This is a genomic window from Streptomyces sp. NPDC056987, assembly GCF_042673865.1.
Classification (GTDB): domain Bacteria; phylum Actinomycetota; class Actinomycetes; order Streptomycetales; family Streptomycetaceae; genus Streptomyces.
In genome coordinates this window covers 123,547-146,172 of the sequence record NZ_JBHURV010000016.1, presented here as the reverse complement: position 1 = coordinate 146,172, position 22,626 = coordinate 123,547, and the positions used below count along the sequence as shown (strand labels likewise).

At 72.0% G+C, this 22,626-nt stretch carries 13 protein-coding genes; 4 read left to right on the top strand and 9 right to left on the bottom strand.

Annotated features, from left to right (window positions below; genetic code table 11):
- Positions 1–163: 163 nt before the first annotated feature.
- The 4 genes from glgB to ACFTZC_RS20330 all read right to left on the bottom strand — a co-directional run bounded on the left by glgB (position 164) and on the right by ACFTZC_RS20330 (position 8,353).
- Positions 164–2,665 carry a 1,4-alpha-glucan branching enzyme gene (gene glgB / locus ACFTZC_RS20345; protein ID WP_382891569.1) on the bottom strand — a complete coding sequence of 834 codons (2,502 nt, stop codon included), beginning with the start codon at positions 2,663–2,665 and terminating at the stop codon, positions 164–166.
- 97 nt (positions 2,666–2,762) lie between these two features.
- Positions 2,763–4,358, bottom strand: coding sequence for a phosphotransferase (locus ACFTZC_RS20340; protein ID WP_382891567.1), 1,596 nt, complete (start codon positions 4,356–4,358; stop codon positions 2,763–2,765).
- A gap of 264 nt (positions 4,359–4,622) precedes the next feature.
- The gene (gene treS, locus ACFTZC_RS20335; RefSeq protein ID WP_382891565.1) at positions 4,623–6,356 is read right to left on the bottom strand and encodes a maltose alpha-D-glucosyltransferase; all 1,734 of its coding nucleotides are present in this window, start codon (positions 6,354–6,356) and stop codon (positions 4,623–4,625) included.
- Positions 6,353–8,353, bottom strand: coding sequence for an alpha-1,4-glucan--maltose-1-phosphate maltosyltransferase (locus tag ACFTZC_RS20330; RefSeq protein ID WP_382891641.1), 2,001 nt, complete (start codon positions 8,351–8,353; stop codon positions 6,353–6,355). Before ACFTZC_RS20330 ends, treS begins: the two co-directional genes overlap by 4 nt.
- 628 nt (positions 8,354–8,981) lie before the next feature.
- On the opposite strand from ACFTZC_RS20330, the gene glgP reads away from it, so the two are divergent.
- Positions 8,982–11,699 carry an alpha-glucan family phosphorylase gene (gene glgP, locus ACFTZC_RS20325; RefSeq protein ID WP_382891563.1) on the top strand — a complete coding sequence of 906 codons (2,718 nt, stop codon included), beginning with the start codon at positions 8,982–8,984 and terminating at the stop codon, positions 11,697–11,699.
- A gap of 49 nt (positions 11,700–11,748) precedes the next feature.
- On the opposite strand, the gene ACFTZC_RS20320 is transcribed toward glgP, so the two are convergent.
- Positions 11,749–12,711 (bottom strand): threonine/serine dehydratase, encoded by a 963-nt coding sequence (locus tag ACFTZC_RS20320; protein ID WP_382891561.1) that lies wholly within the window; start codon positions 12,709–12,711, stop codon positions 11,749–11,751.
- 109 nt (positions 12,712–12,820) lie between these two features.
- On the opposite strand from ACFTZC_RS20320, the gene ACFTZC_RS20315 reads away from it, so the two are divergent.
- Positions 12,821–13,462 carry a TetR/AcrR family transcriptional regulator gene (locus ACFTZC_RS20315; RefSeq protein ID WP_382891559.1) on the top strand — a complete coding sequence of 214 codons (642 nt, stop codon included), beginning with the start codon at positions 12,821–12,823 and terminating at the stop codon, positions 13,460–13,462.
- 108 nt (positions 13,463–13,570) lie between these two features.
- Here the strand turns inward: ACFTZC_RS20315 and ACFTZC_RS20310 are convergent, their stop codons facing one another.
- From ACFTZC_RS20310 to ACFTZC_RS20295, 4 genes are all read right to left on the bottom strand, one after another.
- Complete coding sequence (locus ACFTZC_RS20310) at positions 13,571–15,601, bottom strand: M4 family metallopeptidase (RefSeq protein ID WP_382891557.1); 2,031 nt, start codon at positions 15,599–15,601, stop codon at positions 13,571–13,573.
- Positions 15,602–15,937: 336 nt separating this feature from the next.
- Positions 15,938–17,005 (bottom strand): bile acid:sodium symporter family protein, encoded by a 1,068-nt coding sequence (locus ACFTZC_RS20305; protein ID WP_382891555.1) that lies wholly within the window; start codon positions 17,003–17,005, stop codon positions 15,938–15,940.
- Entirely contained in the window at positions 16,998–17,612 is a 615-nt protein-coding gene (locus tag ACFTZC_RS20300) for a hypothetical protein (protein WP_382891553.1), read from the bottom strand. Before ACFTZC_RS20300 ends, ACFTZC_RS20305 begins: the two co-directional genes overlap by 8 nt.
- 17 nt (positions 17,613–17,629) lie before the next feature.
- A complete protein-coding gene (locus ACFTZC_RS20295; RefSeq protein WP_382891551.1) occupies positions 17,630–18,505 on the bottom strand; it encodes an oxaloacetate decarboxylase in 876 nt (291 codons plus the stop codon).
- A 349-nt stretch (positions 18,506–18,854) separates the two neighbouring features.
- On the opposite strand from ACFTZC_RS20295, the gene ACFTZC_RS20290 reads away from it, so the two are divergent.
- Together ACFTZC_RS20290 and ACFTZC_RS20285 are read left to right on the top strand one after the other, a co-directional pair.
- A complete protein-coding gene (locus ACFTZC_RS20290; protein WP_382891550.1) occupies positions 18,855–21,536 on the top strand; it encodes a hypothetical protein in 2,682 nt (893 codons plus the stop codon).
- Positions 21,533–22,219: a hypothetical protein gene (locus ACFTZC_RS20285; RefSeq protein WP_382891548.1), complete on the top strand. Its 687-nt coding sequence runs from the start codon at positions 21,533–21,535 to the stop codon at positions 22,217–22,219. The genes ACFTZC_RS20290 and ACFTZC_RS20285 overlap by 4 nt, the downstream gene beginning before the upstream one ends.
- Positions 22,220–22,626: the final 407 nt, after the last annotated feature.

Below are 22,626 nucleotides of genomic sequence, written 5' to 3'. Positions count from 1 at the left end.
CTCCCCCCTTTTGTTGCGGGGGGGGGTGGGTGGGGGGGGGGCGGGGGGGGGGGGGGGCGCGGCGCCGCCCCCCGCCGCGGGCGGGGGCGGCCGGGCCCCCCCCCCCCCACGACTGATGGTACGTCAGATGAGGTACGTCAGGTCATCGCGCGGGACCGGGGTGTCACATCGGCCGCAGCCAGACCGTCGCCAGCGGCGGCAGTGTGAGCTGGATGCTCGTCGGCCTGCCGTGCGCGGCCACCGACTCCGGCTTCAGCGGCTCCGGGTTGCGGATGTCGCCGCCGCCGTACCGTGCCTCGTCGGTGCTGAGGACCTCCGTCCAGGCCGTGAACTCCTCGGGCACGCCGAGCCGGTACTGGTGGCGCACCACCGGCGAGAAGTGCGAGACCGCCAGCAGCGGCGCGCCCTGGGCGTCGAAGCGCAGGAAGGCGAAGACGTTGTCCTCGCCCGCGTCGCCGTCCACCCAGGCGAACCCCTCCGGGACGGTGTCCCGCTGCCAGAGCGCCGGCGTCTCGCCGTACACCGTGTTGAGTTCCCGGACCAGGTCGCGCACGCCCCGGTGGTCGGGCTCGGCCTCGTACGACGGGTCCAGCAGCCACCAGTCCGGTCCGTGGCCCTCCGACCACTCCGCGCCCTGTGCGAACTCCTGTCCCATGAAGAGGAGTTGCTTGCCCGGATGGGCCCACATGAAGCCGAGGTACGCCCGCTCGTTCGCGCGCTGCTGCCACCAGTCGCCGGGCATCTTCGCCACCAGCGCGCGCTTGCCGTGCACGACCTCGTCGTGCGAGATCGGCAGGACGTAGTTCTCGCTGTACGCGTACACCATGGAGAAGGTCATCTCCCCGTGGTGGTACTTGCGGTGCACCGGCTCCTTCGAGACGTAGCCCAGCGAGTCGTGCATCCACCCCATGTTCCACTTCAGCCCGAACCCCAGCCCGCCGAGCCCGTCGGGGCCCACCTGGTCGGTGGCGCGGGTGACACCGTTCCAGGCGGTGGACTCCTCGGCGATCGTCACGACGCCGGGACAGCGGCGGTAGACCGTCGCGTTCATCTCCTGAAGGAACGCCACCGCGTCCAGGTTCTCCCGCCCGCCGTGCTCGTTGGGGGACCACTGGCCCTCCTCGCGCGAGTAGTCGAGGTAGAGCATCGAGGCGACCGCGTCCACGCGCAGCCCGTCGATGTGGAACTCCTCGCACCAGTAGACGGCGTTGGCGACCAGGAAGTTACGGACCTCCGTGCGCCCGTAGTCGAACTCCAGCGTCCCCCAGTCCGGGTGCTCGGCCCGCTGCGGATCCGCGTGCTCGTACAGCGGCCGGCCGTCGAAGCACGCCAGCGCCCACTCGTCCTTCGGGAAGTGGGCGGGCACCCAGTCGACGAGCACCCCGATGCCCGCCCGGTGCAGGGCGTCCACCAGGTACCGGAAGTCGTCGGGAGTCCCCATGCGGGACGTCGGCGCGTAGAACCCGGTGACCTGATACCCCCACGAGCCGCCGAAGGGATGCTCGGCCACCGGCATCAGTTCGACGTGCGTGAAGCCAAGATCCTTGACGTACGCGGGAAGCTGAGCGGCCAACTGACGATACGTCAGCCCCGGTCGCCAAGAGGCGAGATGCACCTCGTAGACGGAGAACGGCGCCTCGTGCACCGGACGTTCGCCGCGCCGCGCCAGCCACTCCGCGTCCCGCCACACATGGTGGGACTCGGTGACGATCGAGGCCGTCGCGGGCGGCACCTCCGTACGCCGGGCCATCGGGTCGGCCCGCAGGGTGTGCGAGCCGTCGGGGCGGGCGATGTCGAACTTGTAGAGCGCGCCCTCGCCGATCCCCGGCACGAACAGCTCCCACACCCCCGAGGAGCCGAGCGAGCGCATGGGCAGACTCGTACCGTCCCAGTAGTTGAAGTCACCGGCGATCCGCACCCCGCGCGCGTTCGGCGCCCAGAGCGTGAACCGGGTCCCGGTCACCCCCTGGTGGGTCATCGTCCGGGCGCCGAGCGCCTGCCACAGCTCCTCGTGCCGGCCCTCGCGGATCAGATGCAGATCGAGATCCCCGAGCGCGGGCAGGAAGCGGTACGGGTCCCCCACCTCCAGCTCGTCCGGCTCGGCCGCGGAGTCACCGCTGTCGTTGCCCTCGGCCTCCTCGCCGTACCGGACGAGCAGCGTGTACGCGGGCACCGCGCGCAGCGGCAGGACGCCGGAGAAGAAGCCGTCCCCGTCGCTTCTCAGCTCCGCCCGCAGATCCGGCGCGCATACGGTGACGGCCCGCGCGTACGGCCGCAGCACCCGGAACGCCACCCCGTCCGGCACGGGGTGCGCCCCCAGCAGCCCGTGCGGATCGTGGTGGGTCCCGCTGAGCAGCCGGTCCCGGTCGCCCGCGTCCAGCGGCGGCGCGACCCGCACCCGGGGCGCGGACGTCGCGGGAGCCGCGGCGGGTGCGGGTGCCGTCGCGGGGGCCGGGATCGGGAGGGCGGCGGCCGGTGACGCGGCCTTCGGCTTGGTCTTCGGGGTGGTCTTGGGCTTCGGCTTCGACGCGGACTTGGACGCGGACTTCGAAGCGGACTTGGACGCGGACTTGGACGCGGACTTGGACGCGGACTTGGACGCGGACTTCGACGTGGGCTTGGGAGTCCGGCCGGACGAACGGTCGGACGGCGTGCGGGCGGTCACGGGGGCTGCCTCCTCGAAGGGGCTTCGTTGTCGAACGGAGGGGGGAGGGGGAGGGGGAGGGGAGAAGCAGGGAGGGGGAGAACGGCGGCGGCGCGGGTCAGGTGCCCGCGGCGAGCCGGCGGATCGCCGCCATCGGGACCGGGAGCCAGTCGGGGCGGTGCCTCGCCTCGTACAGGACCTCGTACACCGCCTTGTCCGTCTCGTACGCGCGCAGCAGCTCGGGCTCCGTGCGCGGATCGGTGCCCGAGGCGGCGGCGTACCCCTCGCAGTACGCCGCGCGGCAGCGCGCCGCCCAGTCGGGGCGCCACGGCTCGTGCTGGCGCGCCGCGTAGTCGAAGGACCTGAGCATGCCCGCGACATCGCGGACCGGCGGCTGCGGCCGGCGCCGTTCGGCGAGCGGCCTGGCGGGTTCGCCCTCGAAGTCGATGACCGACCAGCGGCCGTCCGGGGTCCGCAGGGCCTGGCCGAGATGGAGGTCGCCGTGCACCCGTTGCGCGGACCTGCCGCGCCCCGCCCCGGCCGGCCCGGCGAGCGCGTCGAACGCGGCACGCAGCCCGGGGACGTACGGCAGCAGCGCGGGCACCGCGCGCGCCGCCGCCTCCAGCCGTTCGGTCATCCCCTCGGCGAGGTGCGCGGTCTGCCGGCGGCCCAGCGTCACCGTCGGCAGCGCGGCGGCGAGCGCGGTGTGCACCTCGGCGGTGGCCCGGCCCAGCGCCCGCGCCTCCGCGGTGAACTCCCGGTCCTCGGTGAGCGCCGCCAGCGCCAGGCGCCAGCCGTCCAGGGAGTCGCGCAGATACGGCTGGAGCACGCCGAGCGTCAGGGTCTCGCCGCCGGCCGGCCGGCCGCCGCCCGACGGGTCGGCCGCCTCGATCCAGCCGACCGGCGCGGGCACCCGCTCGCACCCCTCGGCGGCCAGGGCGAGCGGCAGCTCCAGATCCGGATGGGGGCCGGGGAAGACCCGGCGCAGGATCTTCAGGATGTACGCGTCCGAGCCGCCGCCCGAGCCACCGTCCACGGCGGTTCCGTACACCAGCGACGAGTTGGACTGTTCGGCGTCGAGCAGCCGGCCCGTGAGCCCGGCCGGGAGGGGCGCCGCGCGGCAGAACCGCAGCGGCCCGCGCGCGCCCGGGGTGCGCAGCCGCTCCAGCAGCAGGTCGGCGACGCGCGGGTCGTGGAGGCCCTCGTAGACGGTGCGGCCGGCCAGCGGCCCCTGCTCCACCTGGCCGATCGCGGCGGTGGCGAGGGAGGCGGGCAGTGAGTGCCGCACGCCGAGGAGGAGCTGGTAGCAGTCCTGGTAACGGCCGGCCGCCGGGGCCGGGCTCGCGGCGCCGTGCTGCTCGACCCGTACGAGCAGATGGAGCAGTCCAGGGCCGCCGGCGCCCAGCGCCCGCAGCTCCGTGACGGCGACCGGCACGAAGCCGGTGATGGGCCGGCCCTTGCCCGCGAACCAGCGCCGGCGGGGCAGCCATTCCTGGAGGAGCGGCGCGAGCGAGCCGACCAGCGTGCGCGCCTCGGCGTCGGAGAGAGCGGGAGCGGATGCCTGGGCCCCGGACGGCGGGGACAGGGCGCTCCTGAGCCGGGGGACGCCGTGGTCGGGTCGGGCGTCCTGGGCCGGGGAGGTGACGGGGTCCTGCGGAGGGTGGCTTCGGTCAGCGAGACCCGGAGTAATCCGGGCGGATGCCGCCTTCGACATGGCATCGCGTCCTTTCCCCGGGCACACCACAGGATGCGCAGAGTGTCCCGGATTGCGGCAATGGCTGTCCGGCTGTGCGGGACGTGTCGGGTGAGGATGATCCGTACGGATCGATTCCGTACGAACTCGATACGAATTTGATCGAATCGATCGAACTGGATGTGGAGGAGAGTGCCCCGTGCGAGGCGGTGGAAACCGCCCCGCACCACGACACGCGTTAACACCGTGTCACAACGGCCCTCCGGGCAGGAGGGGATACGCGGCTCACGCCGGAGGCGCGGCGGCGGCGTCCTTCCGCAGTCTGAACCAGTAGAAGCCGTGGCCCGCCAGGGTCAGCAGATACGGCCATTCGCCGATCGCGGGGAACCGCACCCCGCCGATCAGCTCCACCGGGTGCCGGCCGCTGAACGTCTTCAGGTCCAGCTCCGTCGGCTGTGCGAAACGCGAGAAGTTGTGGACGCACAGCACCAGGTCGTCGCCCTCGCCCTCCTGGGAGGGCGCCTCGCGCAGGAAGGCCAGCACCGCCGGGTTGGACGACGGCAGCTCCGTGTACGAGCCGAGCCCGAAGGCCGGGTTCTGCTTCCGGATCTCGATCATCCGCCGGGTCCAGTGCAGGAGCGAGGACGGCGACGCCATCGCCGCCTCCACGTTGGTGACCTGGTAGCCGTAGACCGGGTCCATGATCGTCGGCAGATAGAGCCGCCCGGGGTCGCTGGACGAGAAGCCCGCGTTCCGGTCCGGGGTCCACTGCATCGGCGTCCGTACGGCGTCCCGGTCGCCCAGCCAGATGTTGTCGCCCATCCCGATCTCGTCCCCGTAATAGAGGATCGGGGAGCCGGGCAGCGACAGCAGCAGCGCCGTGAACAGCTCGATCTGGTTGCGGTCGTTGTCCAGCAGCGGGGCGAGCCGGCGCCGGATGCCGATGTTGGCGCGCATCCGCGGATCCTTGGCGTACTCCGCGTACATGTAGTCGCGCTCTTCGTCCGTGACCATTTCGAGGGTCAGCTCGTCATGGTTGCGCAGGAAGATGCCCCACTGGCAGCTGCTCGGGATCGCCGGGGTCTTCGCCAGGATTTCCGAGACCGGGTAGCGGGACTCGCGCCGTACGGCCATGAAGATCCGCGGCATCACGGGGAAGTGGAACGCCATGTGGCATTCGTCGCCCCCCTTCGCGTAGTCGCCGAAGTAGTCGACGACGTCCTCCGGCCACTGGTTGGCCTCGGCGAGGATCACGGTGTCGGGGTAGTTCGCGTCGATCTCCGCCCGTACCCGCTTCAGGAACTCGTGGGTGGCCGGCAGGTTCTCGCAGTTGGTGTTCTCCTCCTGGTACAGGTACGGCACGGCGTCGAGCCGGAAGCCGTCGATGCCCAGGTCCAGCCAGAAGCGCAGCGCGGAGACGATCTCCTCCTGCACCTTCGGGTTCTCGTAGTTGAGATCGGGCTGGTGGGAGAAGAAGCGGTGCCAGTAGTACTGCTTGCGCACCGGGTCGAAGGTCCAGTTCGACGTCTCCGTGTCGACGAAGATGATCCGCGCGTCCTGGAACGCCTTGTCGTCGTCGGCCCAGACGTAGTAGTCGCCGTACGGACCCTCGGGGTCCTTGCGGGACTCCTGGAACCAGTCGTGCTGATCGCTCGTGTGGTTCATGACGAAGTCGATGATCACGCGCATGCCGCGCTGGTGCGCGGCGTCGACGAACTCCACGAAGTCGGCGAGGTCGCCGAACTCGGGGAGGACCGCCGTGTAGTCGGAGACGTCGTAGCCCCCGTCGCGCAGCGGCGACTTGAAGAACGGCGGCAGCCAGAGGCAGTCGACCCCGAGCCATTGCAGATAGTCCAGCTTGGCGGTGATTCCCTTGAGATCACCGATGCCGTCGCCGTTGCTGTCCTGGAACGAACGCACCAGGACCTCGTAGAAGACGGCGCGCTTGAACCAGTCGGGATCGCGGTCCTTGGCCGGGGTGTCCTCGAACGTGTCGTGGACCGGCTCGTTGACGATCATGATGTGGGTGACCCTCCGATCGGCGGGGACGGTCGCAGCACCACGATGTGCGCGGGCGTGACGCCCGGCTCCAGGCGCACATAGAAGGAGCTGCCCCAGTGATAGGTCTCGCCGGTGAGCTCGTCGCGCACCGGCACGGTCTCGTGACCCTCCATCGATGCGAGGCCGAGCCGTGCCCTGTCCAACGAGACCGTCGCCTCCTGGGTGTGGTGGGGGTCGAGGTTGACGACCACCAGAACGATGTCCGTACCCGACCTCTTGCTGTACGCGATGACCGCGTCGTTGTCGGCGTGGTGGAAGTGGATGTCGCGGAGTTGCTGGAGGGCGGGGTGGCGCCGTCTGATCCGGTTGAGTGACGTGATCAGCGGTGCGATCGTCCGGCCCTCACGCTCGGCCGCCTCCCAGTCACGGGGCCTGAGCTGGTACTTCTCCGAGTCGAGGTACTCCTCGCTGCCCGCTTTGAGCGGTGTGTTCTCGCAGAGCTCGTACCCCGCGTACACCCCCCAGGTAGGCGCCATCGTCGCCGCGAGCACCGCCCGCGCCTCGAAGGCGGGGCGGCCGCCCTCCTGGAGGTAGGCGTGCAGGATGTCCGGTGTGTTGACGAAGAAGTTGGGCCGCATGGACCAGGCCGACTCACCCGACAGCTCCGTCAGGTACTCCGTCAGCTCCTGCTTGCTGTTACGCCACGTGAAGTACGTGTACGACTGCTGGAAGCCGACCGCGCCGAGCGTCCGCATCATGGCGGGCCGGGTGAACGCCTCCGCCAGGAAGATGACGTCCGGGTCCGTCCGGTTGATGTTCGCGATGACCTTCTCCCAGAAGAGCACCGGCTTCGTGTGCGGATTGTCGACGCGGAAGATGCGGACACCGTGCGCCATCCAGTACCGCAGGACACGGGTGGTCTCCCGGACCAGCCCGCGCAGATCGCTGTCGAAGGCGATCGGATAGATGTCCTGGTACTTCTTCGGCGGGTTCTCCGCGTACGCGACGGAGCCGTCCGCGCGGTGGTGGAACCACTCCGGGTGCTTCTCGACCCACGGGTGGTCCGGTGAGCACTGGAGCGCGAAGTCGAGCGCGATCTCCATCCGCAGGGTGCGGGCCGTCTCCACGAAGTGGTCGAAGTCCTCGATCGTCCCCAGGGCCGGGTGGATCTCGTCGTGGCCGCCCTCGGCCGAGCCGATCGCCCACGGCACCCCGACATCCTCGGGGCCGGGCGTGAGGCTGTTGTTGGGGCCCTTGCGGAAGGTGGTGCCGATGGGGTGGATCGGCGGCAGGTAGACGACGTCGAACCCCATCGCGGCCACGGCGGGCAGCCGCTCGGCCGCCGTCCTGAAGGTGCCGCTCACCGGCGGCTCGCCCTGCCGGACCACCGCGCCCTCGGAGCGCGGGAACAGCTCGTACCACGATCCGTACAGCGCGCGGCGGCGCTCGACGAGCAGCGGCACCGGGCGTGAAGCGCTGACCAGTTCGCGCAGCGGATGGCGGTCGAGGGCCGCGGTGGCCTCGGGGGCGAGCGCGGCGGCGAGCCGGGCCGCGGCGGGCAGCGCGGTGTCCCGCAGGGTGTCGGCGGCGGCGAGCACCGCCTCCCGGCCGTCGCGCTTGGGCACCCCGGCGGCGGCGCGCTCGTACAGCTCGGCGCCTTCCGCGAGGACGAGGGGGATGTCGGTGGCACCGGCCGGAATCTTGATGCCGGCGGCGTGGCGCCAGGTCGCGACGGGGTCGCTCCACGCCTCGACCGTATACGTCCACCGGCCTTCCCCGGTGGGGGTGACCTCCGCGCCCCACCGGTCGGTGCCGGGGGCGAGTTCACACATCGGGGTCCACGGGCCGGGGCGTCCGCCCGGGTCCACGAGAACGACATTGGCGGCGACGGCGTCATGGCCTTCGCGGAAGACGGTCGCGGTGACCTGGAAGGATTCACCGACCACCGCCTTCGCGGGGCGTCTTCCGCAGTCGACGAGCGGGCGTACGTCCAGGACGGGAATGCGTCCGATCAGCGGTTTCACTGGATCACCTGAGGGCTGTGCGGGCTTGACAGGCAGGGCGGGTGAAGCGGGTGAAGCGGGTATCGCGAGTGGAGCGGCTGCAGTGCCGTGACGAGAGAAGGTGTGCGAGCTTTGTGTGGTTTTAATGCTCTTTGTAGCTGCTCTGTGGGCGACTGCGAGGCTGCGAGCATGGCCGCTCCTGTCCGCGTTCACTCGAATAGCGCTGGAAATCGGGACGAGACGCGCTCGTGTGCGGTAGGTACCGCTGGAGCCTTCCCACTCGTTTCGGGGCGGTAATCCAGTGGTGTGTTAACTCCTCCTACTCCGGCCGGATCGGGACATGCATGCCGTGAGGGGGTGGGTTTCGGCCGATAAGGACGGTGCCGCGTGTCGCGGCACCGGACCGCTCCGGTGTCCCGGCGCCGATGTCCCCACCACGTCCCGGATATCACCGACGGGACAACCGGGGAAACCACCGGGGAGGGAGCGAATGGAGTGCATTCGCGGCCACGTGTGCGCCGTGGTCCCGCGCGGCGGGGTAGGGCTACCTTCGAGGAGAGGCGGACGCACCCTGCGGTGTGTCCGCTGCGGCTCTTCTGACGTCCGGCTGTCCGACCCCCCGGTTGCGAAGGTGGAACACGTGAAGGCAATCCGTCGGTTCACCGTCCGCCCCGTCCTGCCAGAACCGCTCCAACCCCTCAGTGACCTCGCCCGCAATCTGCGCTGGTCATGGCGGACGGAGACCCGCGAACTCTTCGAGTCCGTCGATCCCGCCGGGTGGCGTGCCGCGGGCGCCGACCCCGTACGGATGCTGGGTGGCGTCTCCGCCGCGCGCCTCGCGGAGCTGGCGGCCGACGGTGCTTTCCTCGACCGGCTCACCGCCGCCGCCGCCGATCTCGACACCTATCTGCGCGGTCCCCGCTGGTACCAGGAGCGTGCCGTCGGCGTGGGGGAGACCGGCGGGGAAGGGGGCGTACGCGGGAGCGCGGGCGGGTCCGCCGAACTGCCCGCCGCCATTGGCTACTTCTCGCCGGAGTTCGGGGTCACGGCCGCGCTGCCGCAGTACTCCGGCGGCCTCGGCATCCTCGCCGGCGACCACCTCAAGGCCGCCAGCGATCTCGGCGTACCGCTCATCGGCGTCGGACTGCTCTACCGGCACGGCTACTTCCGCCAGTCGCTCTCACGGGACGGCTGGCAGCAGGAGCAGTACCCCGTCCTCGACCCCAACGAGCTGCCGCTGACCCTGCTGCGCGAGGCGGACGGCACCGCCGCGCGGGTCACCCTCGCCCTGCCGGGCCACCGCACGCTGCGCGCCTGCGTCTGGCAGGCCCAGGTCGGCCGCGTCCCGCTGCTGCTGCTCGACTCGGACGTCGAGGAGAACGGCCCCGGCGAACGCGAGGTCACCGACCGGCTCTACGGCGGCGGCAGCGAGCACCGCCTCCTCCAGGAGATGCTGCTCGGCATCGGCGGCGTCCGCGCGCTCCGTACCTACTGCCGGCTCACCGGCCACCCCGCGCCCGAGGTGTTCCACACCAACGAGGGGCACGCCGGCTTCCTCGGCCTGGAACGCATCCGCGAACTCGTCAGCACCCCGGCCGAGGCCCTGTCCGGCACCGGAGCCCCCGGTTCCGGTACGGGCATGGGGTTCGAGGCCGCGCTGGAGGCCGTCCGCGCCGGCACGGTCTTCACCACGCACACCCCCGTCCCGGCCGGCATCGACCGCTTCGACCGCGACCTGGTCGCCCGCCACTTCGGCGACGACGGCGAACTGCCCGGCGTACCCGTGGAACGGGTACTCGGCCTCGGCACGGAGAGCTACCCCGGCGGCGAACCGAACCTGTTCAACATGGCGGTCATGGGGCTGCGGCTCGCCCAGCGCGCCAACGGGGTCTCCACCCTGCACGGGGCCGTCAGCCGGGAGATGTTCGCCGGGCTCTGGCCGGGCTTCGACCCGGCGGAGGTGCCCATCACCTCCGTGACCAACGGGGTGCACGCACCGACCTGGACCGCCCCCGAGATCACCCGCCTCGGCACCCGACGGGACGGCGCCGACCACCCCGGCACCGCGGACCTCCCCGACTTCACCGGGACCCCGGACGCCGACCTCTGGGACGTACGCCGGGCGCTGCGCGCCCGGCTCGTCGCCGAGGTACGCGAACGGCTCCGCGCCTCCTGGCGGCTGCGCGGCGCCGAGGACGCCGAACTGGGCTGGATCGACGGCGTCCTCGACCCGGACGTCCTGACCATCGGCTTCGCCCGCCGCGTCCCCTCGTACAAACGCCTCACGCTCATGCTGCGCGACCGGGACCGCCTCACGGAGCTGCTGCTCCACCCCGAGCGGCCGGTCCAGATCGTCGTCGCGGGGAAGGCGCATCCGGCGGACGACAGCGGGAAGCGGCTGGTGCGCGAACTGGTGCGGTTCTCCGACGACCCGCGCGTACGGCACCGCATCGTCTTCCTGCCCGACTACGGCATGGGCATGGCGCAGAAGCTCTACCCCGGCTGCGACGTCTGGCTCAACAACCCGCTGCGCCCGCTGGAGGCGTGCGGCACCAGCGGAATGAAGGCCGCGCTCAACGGCTGCCTCAACCTGTCGGTGCTGGACGGCTGGTGGGACGAGTGGTTCGAGCCCGACTTCGGCTGGGCGATCCCCACGGCCGACGCCGCGAGCGCCGACGAGAACCGCCGGGACGACCTGGAGGCGAACGCCCTCTACGAACTCATCGAGGACCGTGTCGCGCCCCGGTTCTACGACCGGGGCGAGGGCGGTGCCGACGGACTGCCGGGCCGCTGGATCGAGATGGTCCGCCGCACCCTGGTCACCCTGGGGCCGAAGGTGCTCGCGGGACGCATGGTGCGGGAGTACGTGGAGCGGCTCTACGCCCCGGCCGCCCGCGCCCACCGCGCGCTCGACGGCGGTACGGCGGCGGAGCTGGCCGCCTGGAAGTACCGGACGCGCACGCTCTGGCCGTACGTCTCCGTCGACCACGTGGAGGCGGTGGCGGCCACCGGCGCCGGGGGCAGTACCGAGCTGGGCTCCACGCTCACCCTCCGGGTGTGTGTCGGCCTCGGCGAACTGCGCCCGGACGACGTCGAGGTGCAGGCCGTCGCGGGCCGGGTCGGCACGGACGACGCGCTCGTGGACGCGCGGCCCTTCCCGCTCAAACCGGCGGGCGGCCCCGACCTGGAGGGCCGCTGGGTGTACGAGGGCCCGCTCGCCCTGGACCGTACGGGCCCCTACGGCTACACCGTCCGCGTCCTGCCCGCGCACCCGCTGCTGGCCACCAGCGCGGACCTCGGGCTGGTGGCCCTGCCGACGGAGGCGACGGGGGAGGGCGCGGGGGTGCTGATGCGCTGAGCCGCACGGGGGAGCCGCGACTGCGGAGCCGCCGGGCCGGAACGCCGGTTCAGGAGAGCGAGCCGGGGTCCGTGTTGGCGCCGCACAGCACCACGCACACCCGCTCCCCGGGGGCGGGCCGGTAGCCGTACCGTCCCTCCTCCGGGGCGTGCGTGAGCGCGGCCAGCGCCGTCGACGCCGCGTGCTCCACCGCGATCCGGTGGCCGTCCCACAGGGACTGCCGGGCCGCCGTGATCGCGGAGTCCGGTACGAGGACCGAACGCACCCCGTCCCGCCCGGCGGTGGACAGGGCCATCGCCGAGGCACGGGACGCGCCCAGGGAGTCGGCGGCGACCGAGTCGACCGGCACGTCCACTACACGGCCCGCCTCCAGCGCCGCGTTCAGGGCCCGGCAGTGCTCGGGCTCGACCGCCACGACCCGCACGCCGTGGTGCAGCGCGGCGGTGGCGACGCCCGTGAACAGCCCGCCGCCGCCCACGGACACCACCACCGTGTCCAGCTCGGGCAGCCGGGCGTGGATCTCCTCCATCAGGGTGCCCGCGCCGGCCGCGATCAGCGGATGGTCGTACGCGTGCGAGGCGAGCGCGCCGCTCGTGGCGGCGAACTCCTCGCACGCCGCGAGCGCCTCGCCGTACGTGGCCCCGGTCAGCCGCACGTCGGCGCCGTACGACCGGAGCCGGCCGACCTTCACCGGCGGGGCCGACTCCGGCAGGAAGACCGTCGCCCGTACGCCCTGCTGCCGCGCCGCCCACGCGCAGGCGAGCCCGGCGTTGCCGCCCGAGGCGATGGTCACGCCCGCGGCCGGCAGGGTGCCGGAGGCGCGGTGGGCGCGGAGGAAGTTCTGCGCGCCACGGGCCTTGAAGCTGCCGGTGTACTGGAGGTACTCCAGCGCCAGCCAGATCTCCGCACCGCCTTCGGACACCGGGTCCGCCGGGGCCAGGGCCACGGGGCGGACGTGCCCGGCGACGCGGTCCGCCGCCTGCTTGACGTCGTCGTAGGTGATTCCGGGCATGTGCTGGCTCCTGCCGGTGGGGCGCGAGGTTCCGGCCCCCGGGGCTCTTGGAACGGGGGCCGAGGGGACCGGTGGATGGTCCGATACGGTGTACCGTACGCTGGCTCCCATGCCCAGGCAATCCGCTTCCCTCGACGCCGCCACCCCGGAGCGCATCGCCGCCACCGCGCTGGCGATGATCGACACGGACGGCCCCGGCGCGCTGAGCTTCCGCACGCTCGCCGCCCGCCTCGGTGTCGCCCACGCCACCGTCCAGCGCCGCTGCGCCGACCTCGCCGGGCTGCTCGACCTCTGCGCGGACCATCTCGCCGGGGACCTCCCCGCCATCCCGCCGGACACCGGCTGGGCCGAGGCGACCGAGACCCGCTTCCGGGCGCTGTACGCGACGCTGACCGCGCACCCCGGGCTGCTCGCGCTGCGCGGCAGCCGCCCGTGGCTCGGCCCCCGGCTGCTGGGCAGGCTGGTGGAGCCGCAGCTCGCCGACAGCGTCGCCGCCGGGATGACACCGGGCGAGGCGATCGCCGCGTACCGCCGGATGTATCTGCTCACTCTCGGCAGTGCCACCTTCGTCGACCACCGTGATCCCCGGGGGAGCGTGGCGGCGACCCGTACGGCACTGGCGGCGCTGGACCCCGAGGAGTTCCCGGTGCTCACCGGACATCTCCCGGAGATCCTCCCCGCGGTCGTGGACCACGAGGTCTTCTACGGCGCGCTGCGCCAGCTCGTCCGCGCCGCCGACCCGGCGACGTGAAACCGCCCGGGGCGCAGAGGCACCCCGGGCGGCTTCCGTGGAACGACGGCTCAGGAGATGAACCTTCAGGAGATGAAGTTCAGGAGCTGAACTTCAGAAGGTGAGCCTTCAGAAGGTGAGCTTGAAGCTGTTGAGCCGGCCCGTGTCCTGGGACGCGACATCCTGGACCTTCAGCGTCCAGGTGCCGTTCGCGACCTCGGACGAGGCGTTGACGTAGTACGTCTCGATCACGTCGTCCGCCGAGTCCCCGCTGCTGGAGGCCTTCAGCCGGTACGAGGTGCCGCTCGGCCCGACCAGGTCGATGACCAGGTCACCGCGCCAGGTGTGCGTGATGTTCACGTCGACCTGGAGGGTGGACGGGGCGTTGCCCGTGACGCCCGAGACGACGAGCGGCGAGGTGATCGCCGCGCCGTTGTCCGGGATGGCGACCGACGTCGTGGACTCGAAGGCCTGGCCCGTGCCGCCGCTGCCCGGACGGGGGCCGACCGCGATGCCGGCCCACGCGTTCTGCACGGCCGTGTACTCGGCGCTGGTCGTGCCGTACAGCTCACCGGCGACCGCGAGCGTGCCGGTGCGGGCCGCCGCGTAGTTCGTCGTGGAGGTGAACTTGGTGGAGAGCGCCTTGAACCAGATCTGCTCGGCCTTCTCCCGGCCGATGCCGGTCACCGGCAGCCCGTCGGAGGTCGGGGAGTTGTACGAGACCCCGTTGACCGTCTTGGCGCCGCTGCCCTCGGAGAGCAGGTAGAAGAAGTGGTTCGCCGGGCCCGAGGAGTAGTGGACGTCGACGCCGCCGATGCCGGAGTACCAGTAGTCCTTGGAGGCGCCGTCCTTGCTCGGCTGGTCCATGTAGCGGAGCGGCGTGCCGTTGCCGTTGATGTTGATCTTCTCGCCGACGAGGTAGTCGCCCGGGTCGTTCGGGTTGTCCGCGTAGAACTCGACGGCCGCGGCGAAGATGTCGGAGGTGGCCTCGTTGAGGCCGCCGGACTCACCGCTGTAGATCAGGCCGGCCGTGTTGGCCGTGACCCCGTGGGACATCTCGTGGGCGGCCACGTCGATGGAGGTCAGCGGCCGGGTGTTGCCCGAGCCGTCCCCGTACGTCATGCAGAAGCAGGAGTCCTGCCAGAAGGCGTTGACGTAGCCGCTGCTGTAGTGGACGCGGGAGTACGCGCCGACACCGTCACCGCGGATGCCGGTGCGGCCGTGCACGTTCTTGAAGTAGTCCCACGTCTCGGCCGCCCCGTACGCGGCGTCGGCGCCCGCCGTCTCCAGGTTGGCGGGCAGGCCGTTGCCCCACGTGTCGGTGGAGTTGGAGAAGAGCGTCCCGGTGCCCGACGTACCGCGGTTCAGGTTGTACGTACGGTGGTTGCCGCGGCCCCCGTCGGTGAGGTTGTACGTCGAGCCCGACGCGGTGGAGCCGAGGGTGACCTGGCCGCTGTACTGGGTGTTGCCCACGCCGTTCTTGACGGCCTGCCACTGGTACAGCTTCTTGCCGGTGGCCGCGTCGGTGACGACGTGCAGCTCGTTCGGGGTGCCGTCGTGCTGGAGGCCGCCGACGACCGTCTCGTAGGCGAGGGTGGGGGAACCCTGCGCCATCCAGACGACCTTGCGCGGCGCGCGCTCGGCCTCGGTCTTCTTCGAACCCTCCGCCACGGCGGCGCTCAGCGCCTGCTTCTCCGCGACCGGGGCCGCCACGTCGGCCTCGGTGCTGACGTTCGTGAGCGTGGACTTGGACGCCTTGCTCACGGACTGCGTCGTGCCCGCCTTCGTCTCGGCGACGACGAGGTCACCGCCGAGGACCGGCAGCCCCTGATAGGTGCGCTCGTAGCGGGTGTGCGTGGTGCCGTCGACGTCCTGGACGACATCGCGGACGACCAGCTTCTCCTGGGAGCCGAGGCCGAGTTCCCCGGCGGTCTCCGCCTTGGTCGCGTCGGCGTCGCGCAGCAGGGCGGCGCGCTGGGCGGGGGAGAGCGTGCGCGGCAGCGCACCCGGATCGGCCTTGCCCGCGACGGGGGCGGCGGGCGCGCTGTCCGGCTGCGCGGCGGCGGTGCCGGCCTGGACGCCGACGGTGAGAAGGGCTGCTGCGGCGATCAGGGCGCCGGTGGCCGTGGCGCGCCGACGGGGTCTGTGCGTGGGTCTCACGCGAACTCCTTCTGCGAGGGGGGACCGGGCGGCTCGGTGGGTCACCCGGACAGTGCACGCGGAGCTGTGTGGAGCGGGGCGGTGCGGGCGGTGCGGAGAACGGGGGAAGAGTGGCAGCAGTGACGCGCCCCTGTCAGGGGCGCGTCAAGAAGTTGGCCGGAATTCGTTCGCTGCCCGAAATTGCCTGTTCGTTAAGCGGACGTTTCACCGGTCAACACGCTTGCGGTGCCTGCGCGTCGGGACGGGCGGGGGGATGTGAACGGAACGTCAACCGGCTCCGGGCGAGACCCGCCCGGAGCCGGTTGTACTGTGGCGCGTTCTGTACTGTGCCCCCGGTCAGACCGCCGTGCTCCGCGCGGGCGGACGGGACACCGTACCGGCCCCCGCGGCGGGTGCGGATTCCGCCGGTCGCGGGGCCTGCCGGGCCCAGCGGGCCGCGAGGACCGCGCACACCATCAACTGGAGCTGGTGGTAGAGCATCAGCGGCAGGATCACCGGGCCCGCCGAGGCCCCGAACAGCACCGCCGCCATGGGCAGCCCCGTGGCGAGGCTCTTGTTCGAGCCGCAGAAGACGATGGTGATCCGGTCCTCCCGGTCGAAGCCGAGCCGCCGGGCGGCGTACGCCGTCGCCGTGAGCGCCAGCCCGAGCAGGCCCGCCACCACACCGAGGAGGCCGGCCAGCCGCGCCGGAGTGATCTGCTGCCAGATCCCCTCGGCCACGCCCAGGCTGAACGCCGTGTACACGACGAGCAGGATCGAGCCCCGGTCCAGCAGGGCGAGTCCCCTCTTGTGCCGCCCGACGAACCCGCCGATCCAGCGGCGCAGCACCTGTCCGGCGAGGAACGGCAGCAGCAGCTGGACCGCGATGGCGAGCAGCCGCTCCGCCGAGAAGGTGGCGGTGGCGCCGATCAGCCAGGCGGACAGCAGCGGCGTGGCGACCATCCCGGCGAGGCTGGAGTACGTGCCGGCGCAGATCGCGGCCGGCACATTGCCCCGGGCGGTGGAGGTGAGGGCGATCGAGGACTGGACGGTGGAGGGGACGACGCAGAGGAAGAGCAGACCGATGTGCAACTGGTCGGTGAGCAGATACGGTACGAGGCCGCCCGCGGCCACACCGAGCAGCGGGAAGAGCGCGAACGTGCCCGCGCCCACGACGAGATGGAGCTTCCACCGGCGCAGGCCGTCCAGCGCCTCCCGGGTGGAGAGCCGCGCTCCGTAGAGGAAGAAGAGCAGCCCGATGGCGAGGTCGGCGGCGCCCCCGACGGCCACGGCGGCGCGGCCGGTCGCGGGGAGCAGCGCGGCGAGCACGACCGTACCGAGGAGGGCGGCCACGTAGGGGTCGACCGCCTTCCTCAGCCGGCCCGGCCAGGACGGCGGCCGGGACTTCTGGTTCACGTCAATCACCTTCGCCGTCGTCGCCCTGCCACGGGGGGTGGCCGATCTGCGCGATCCACCCGAGCAGCGAGGGCGTGGAGTTGGCGGCCCGCGCGGGGGCCGGTGCGGGGGGCGGGGCCCCGGCCGGTGCGGGCGGCCGGGCCTGGTCGGAGGGGGACGCGGTCCCGGACTCGGGTGCGGAGGCCGGTGGTTGTGCCTGTCCCTGTCCCTGTCCTGCACCGGGTGCGGGCGCGGGCGCCGTGACCGGTGCGGGCGCCGGTGCGGGTGCGGGTGCGGTGCCGGAGGTGTCCCCGGTCCGTACGTCGATCGCGCCGCCGCCCCCGTCGTGGTCGCTGCCCGCCGTCCCCTTGCTGCTGATCAGCGTGTTGAGCGTGCGGTCGACCTCCAGCCAGGAATCGGCGTGGGAGTTGTCGATCACGACGAGCCCGACGTTCCGCCCGGCGACGGGCCCGGACTCCGACGAGTCGTCGTCATCGGCCTGCGCCCCGGCGCCCGCGCACAGGATGCTCACGCCCGCCATGGCGACGACGCCCACGGCGGAGCCGCGTGTCAGGCGGGAACCGCCGGTGGTGTTCCGGTGCCGGCCGGTGCCGGCCCGGAAAAGGTTCGACGACACGAGGTTCCGCGGCCCCGTCAGACGGAGGCGGGAACGGCCACGGAATGGCGGACGTCGTGATGTCTGCTGATGTTCTTCTCCAGCAGTTCCGTCGCGCCCTGTACTCCGATGGCGCCGGTTTCCCGGGTGTCGGGCAGCCGCCCGTCATCCATTTTCAGATCGATGAGCGCGCTGTCGATCGCGCCGTGCGCGGCGAAAAGGCACGGCGTGCTGTAGATGGCGACATCGACGCCGAGTTCCGAGAGTTCGGTGAGCGAGAGCCGCGGCGACTTTCCGCCCGCGATCTGGTTGAAGAGCAGGGGCTTGTCGCCGACGACCGAACGGATCTTCCGGATCCATTCGACGCTGCGCACCCCGTCGACGAGGACGACGTCCGCGTCGGTCTCCGCGAGGGCCTCGGCCCGCCGGATGATCTCCGCCTCCTCCGTGGCGTCCGTACGGGCCACCACGAGCAGGTCCTCCCGGCTGCGCAGCACCAGATCCAGCTTGGCCAGGTACTCCTCCAGGGGCAGGATCAGCTTGCCGTCCGCGTGCCCGCAGCGGCGGGGCCGCTTCTGGTCCTCCAGGATCACCCCGGAAGCCCCGGCGCGCTCCAGCCGCTGCACGACGTGGCAGGCGACCTCGGGGTCGACGTAACCGTCGTCGATGTCCACCAGCATGTGGTGGCGGGGGAAGGCGAGCCGCAGCCGTTCGGCGAAGGCCACCATGTCGGGCCACGCGATGTATCCGATGTCGGGAAGCCCGTAGTGCGAGGCGGCGAAGCCGAATCCCGAGACGAAGAATCCGTTGTAGTGCTGGGCCGCGATCGAGGCCGAGTACATGTCGTAAATACCGATGAGCGGTGTGGTGCGGGGCGATTGAACCGCTTCCCGCAGGGCGTTGCCGTAAAGCATGGCTCTCCTCTGTCCGGAGTGGATTCCTCGGCGGAATCCGGGACGGGGTGGGTGGGGGCTACGGGAAGAGATTTGCAGAACCCCAAGAGTTGGTAACGCGACACACCGGAGAATTTCCCGGTTTGGCAAAATTTCGATATTCGTCCTGTCCGGATCCGGTTGACCCGATCCGGTCTGTTGGGCCCTGGATTGGGTCCTGGGGCCCATGACGCGCCTGTGCCACGGCCGTTACGCTCACCCGAACGGGGGGTGGGGCGATGTGCGCCACCATGAACGGCCCTTTCACCGGGGCAGTTTGAGGTCAGACATGTCATTTTCTGGTGTCGTTCCACGGTCGGTTCCGCAACCCATGCCCAGGCAGCTCCGGCTGGCGCGGCTGCTGGTGTACGTCCTGTTCGGCGCGACGCTGCTCGGCGGGCTCGGGATCTTCCTGACCGCCGTGCTGCTCGGCGCGGTGGACGGGGTGCTGATCGGGGCGGTGGCCTGGGCCGCCGTGCCCGGGGTGGCCGGCTGGGTGCTGGCGCGGCAGGCGGGGGTCGGCGGGGTCCGGGTCTGGTGGGGGCTGATCGCGGTCCAGGTGTGGCTGATCCTCGGCGGTCTGGCCAACATCCGGGACGGGTCGGTCGCGGGCCTCACCCAACTGGTGCTGCCCATCGCGATCCTGACGCTGCTGAGCCGGGTGCGCAGCCGTGAGTGGTTCGACCTGTCGGAGCGCGAGCGGCTCGCGGACCCGCCGTTCTCGTTCGCCCACATGATCACGTGGCGGCGGGACCGCGGTCAGACGGCGATGGAGTACCTCGGTCTCGTCCTGGTCGTCGTGGCGGTCATCGGGGGCCTGGTGCTGGGGGCCGCGCAGATCGGCGGCGGTGTGCAGGCCCGTATCTGCTCGGTCCTCGACCTGTCCTGCGCCGCGGAGGGCGGCGGGGACAGCGCGATCGAGGCGGGCGGCGACCAGGGCGACCCGGGCGGCCAGGGCGACCCGGGCGGCCGGACCGGCGGTACGACGGGCGGTACGACGGGGGGTGCCACCGGCGGTACGACGGGCGGCGCCACCGGCGGCACTGGTGGTACGGGTGGGACCGGCGGCACCGGAGGGACGGGCGGCACGGGTGGGACCGGCGGCACCGGAGGGACGGAGGGCGCGGGAGGCGCGGACACCTCCGGGGGGACGGCGGACGCCCCGGGCGATGACATCCCGGGCGGCTCCGACGACGAGGCGGGCGACCCCACCGACCCGTACGAGCCCATCTTCGCGCCCGGCGAGGAGGAGCGGCGCGAGGGGGGCGGCGACGACAAGAAGGCCGACTGCTCCGGTTTCTGGGGATGCACCTGGGACAAGCTCGGGCAGGTCGGCGAGGGCCTGTTCGTCGACGGTGTCTGGGGTGACGTCACCGACCTGTTCAACACGGTCATCCACCCGATCGACACGTTCAACGGCATCCTCGACTACGGCAAGTCGCTCGGCGACAAGTGGTCGGACGACTCCAAGGACGCCTCCGACAAGTGGGGCGACGGCGACTACCTCGGCGCGCTGGGCGACTGGACCGGCGCCACGCTCAAGACCGGCGGCACGGTCCTGGACGACATGTTCATCGGGGACGACGTACGCGAGACCTGGAACCGGGGCGAGAAGACCCAGGCCGTCACCAACGTTGCCTGGAACATCGGTTCGCTCTTCATCCCCGGCTACAACGTCGCGAAGGTCGCCGGGAAGACCAGCAAACTCGGCAAGCTGGGCAAGATCGCCCAGGCCATCGCCAAGGGTGCCGAGAAGGCCAAGGACGCCGCGGGCAAGGCGCGGAAGGCGGCGGGCCTCGGTGACGCCAAGGGCGCCCGCAAGGCGGCCGACGAGGCGCAGCAGCACGCCGACGACGCGGCGAAGCAGGTCGAGGAGAAGGGGAGTTGCAGCATCGCGCTGGGCGGCGCGCTGCGCGTCCCGTACGGCGGGGTGCCGACCGGCGGCGACAGCGGTCCTGGCGCCGGCGGCGGTCCGGCCGGGGTGGCCGGCTCCGGCACCGGGGTCCTCGCCTCGGCCCGTGCCTCCGTTCCGCTGATCGTCCTCGCGGAGGGCGGCACGAAGCGGTGCGAGGGCGCGGAGGCGGACGACGCGCGGGAGGCGCAGCGGGAGGCGGACGACGCCGACCGGGCGGCGGACGGCGCGGAACTCGTCGACGCGGCCGACCGGGCCAAGCAGACCATCAAGGACGCGAAGGACAGGCAGAAGACGCCCAAGGAGGACCGCTACACCCTCAACGAGGGCGGGATCGACAAGCTCACCGCGAAGGCCAAGGACAACCCGGATCTGCGGCGGGGCGAGTTCGGCAAGGACGAGCTGGCCGCGGCGCTGGACGACCTCTCCGAGATGCTGAACACCAAGGGCATCGAGAACCAGAGTCGCGGTTCCCTCGGTGCGACCGTCCTGAAGGCGAACGACCGTCACCAGCTGGCCGAGGCCATGGCCGAGGTCCGCGCCGCCAAGCGCGCCGCCGATCTGGAGGCCGCGCCCGGCACCAAGGTGTACGCGGCCGTCGGTGAGAAGAAGGGCCGCCAGTCGGTGAACCTCGGGGACGGCACCACCGCCGACCTCAAGGGCATCGACGACGCGGACGTCGTCTACAAGGGCAAGGACGGCAACATCCACGTCGCGGAGGTCAAGAACACCGCCAACGCCACCACCCAGGCATCCCTGCCCGCCCAGGCGGAGAGGCTCGGGAAGTGGGCGAAGCAGGACGGGGCGAACCCGCCCAGGGCGGCGCGGTACGAGATCCAGACGCAGAAGGACTGGGACAAGATCTTCGACGGCTTCCAGAAGGACAGGAAGACCGGCGAGACCCCGGAGGGCACCCCCGCGCGGACCATCGCGGACAACGGCCTCGGGGCCCGGATCGCCGGCCAGGACCTCACCCCCAAGCAGCTCAAGGACCTGGACGCCGCGTGGAACGCGAAGAGCTCGGCGGAGAAGCAGGCCGCGCGCGACTCGGGCAAGATGAAGGATCCCAAGAGCGCGATGGAATACCTGGGGGTCTCGTGACCAAGGACGACGGCGCGAAGGACGGCGGTGCGAGGAGCGACGGTGCGGGCGACGTCGCGGGCAGCGTCGTGGGCGACGCCACGCCGCTGCTGCCCGAGGCGGTGCGGGCGGTCCCGTACTCCTGGGACACCGGCTTCGGCTGGCCGCCGGAGACCCCGGAGAGCGCCGAGAACCTCGCCCTCGCCCGTGCCGTACTGGAGGCGTGTCTCCCGGCGCGGCCCCTCGCCGTGCCGGAGCCGCCCGCCGAGGTACGGGCGAAGGACCTCGGCGAGGGGGAGGAACTGCCCGACTGGGTCGAGGCGAGGAGTGTGCTGCGGGACCTCATGCCGTACGCGCGCGACGTGACCCGGGGGCGTATGGCCGAGGCGGAGGCGCGGTGCGCGCGGGCGGGCCTGGACACCACGGACTTCACGGCGCGCTGGACCCTCCGGATCTCCGCCTGGATCGCGGAGGAGGTGCTGCGGTGGTGCGGCCTGATGGTCGACGACACCACGGCGCTCACCCCCTGGGCGGTCGAGCTGGCGGAACGGTACGCGACCCGGGGCGTCGCCGCCGAACAGGCCGTGTGGCTGCTCCGGCTCACCCCCGAACTCCCGTCCGGCCAGGCGGCCCTGGCCCGCCTGGCCCGTGACGCGACCCTGCCGGCCGAGGTACGGGAACTGGCCGCCGAGGGGGTCGGGTAGCAGCCCCCGGGTCCTGACACCGGGGAACCTTTACGGTCGAGAACCGGCCGCGATGGAGGCCCGGTCACGGCGGTGTACCGGCCGCGGCGGAGGCCCGGTCACGACGGAGAACCGTTACGGCCGGTGCCGGCCGTCAGCCGCCCGCGGTGACGGCTTTCAGCTGGGCCGGCGAGTCGCGTACGAGCTCCCGGAAGTCCGCCGGGCCCGGGTGCCGAACCGTACCGTGGCCGAGGTGATCGGGCGCCACCTCGGCCTGCCGGTGGCCTCGGTCTCCCCCGACGACGCGGCCGGGCACTTCATCTGGCCGGCATCCTTCCTCTGCTCACCGCGGAGGGCTGGGTCATCGTGCGCGGCTGACCTGACAGCGAGACCTGCTGCCACGCCCACCGGGTCCACCGGTCCACCGG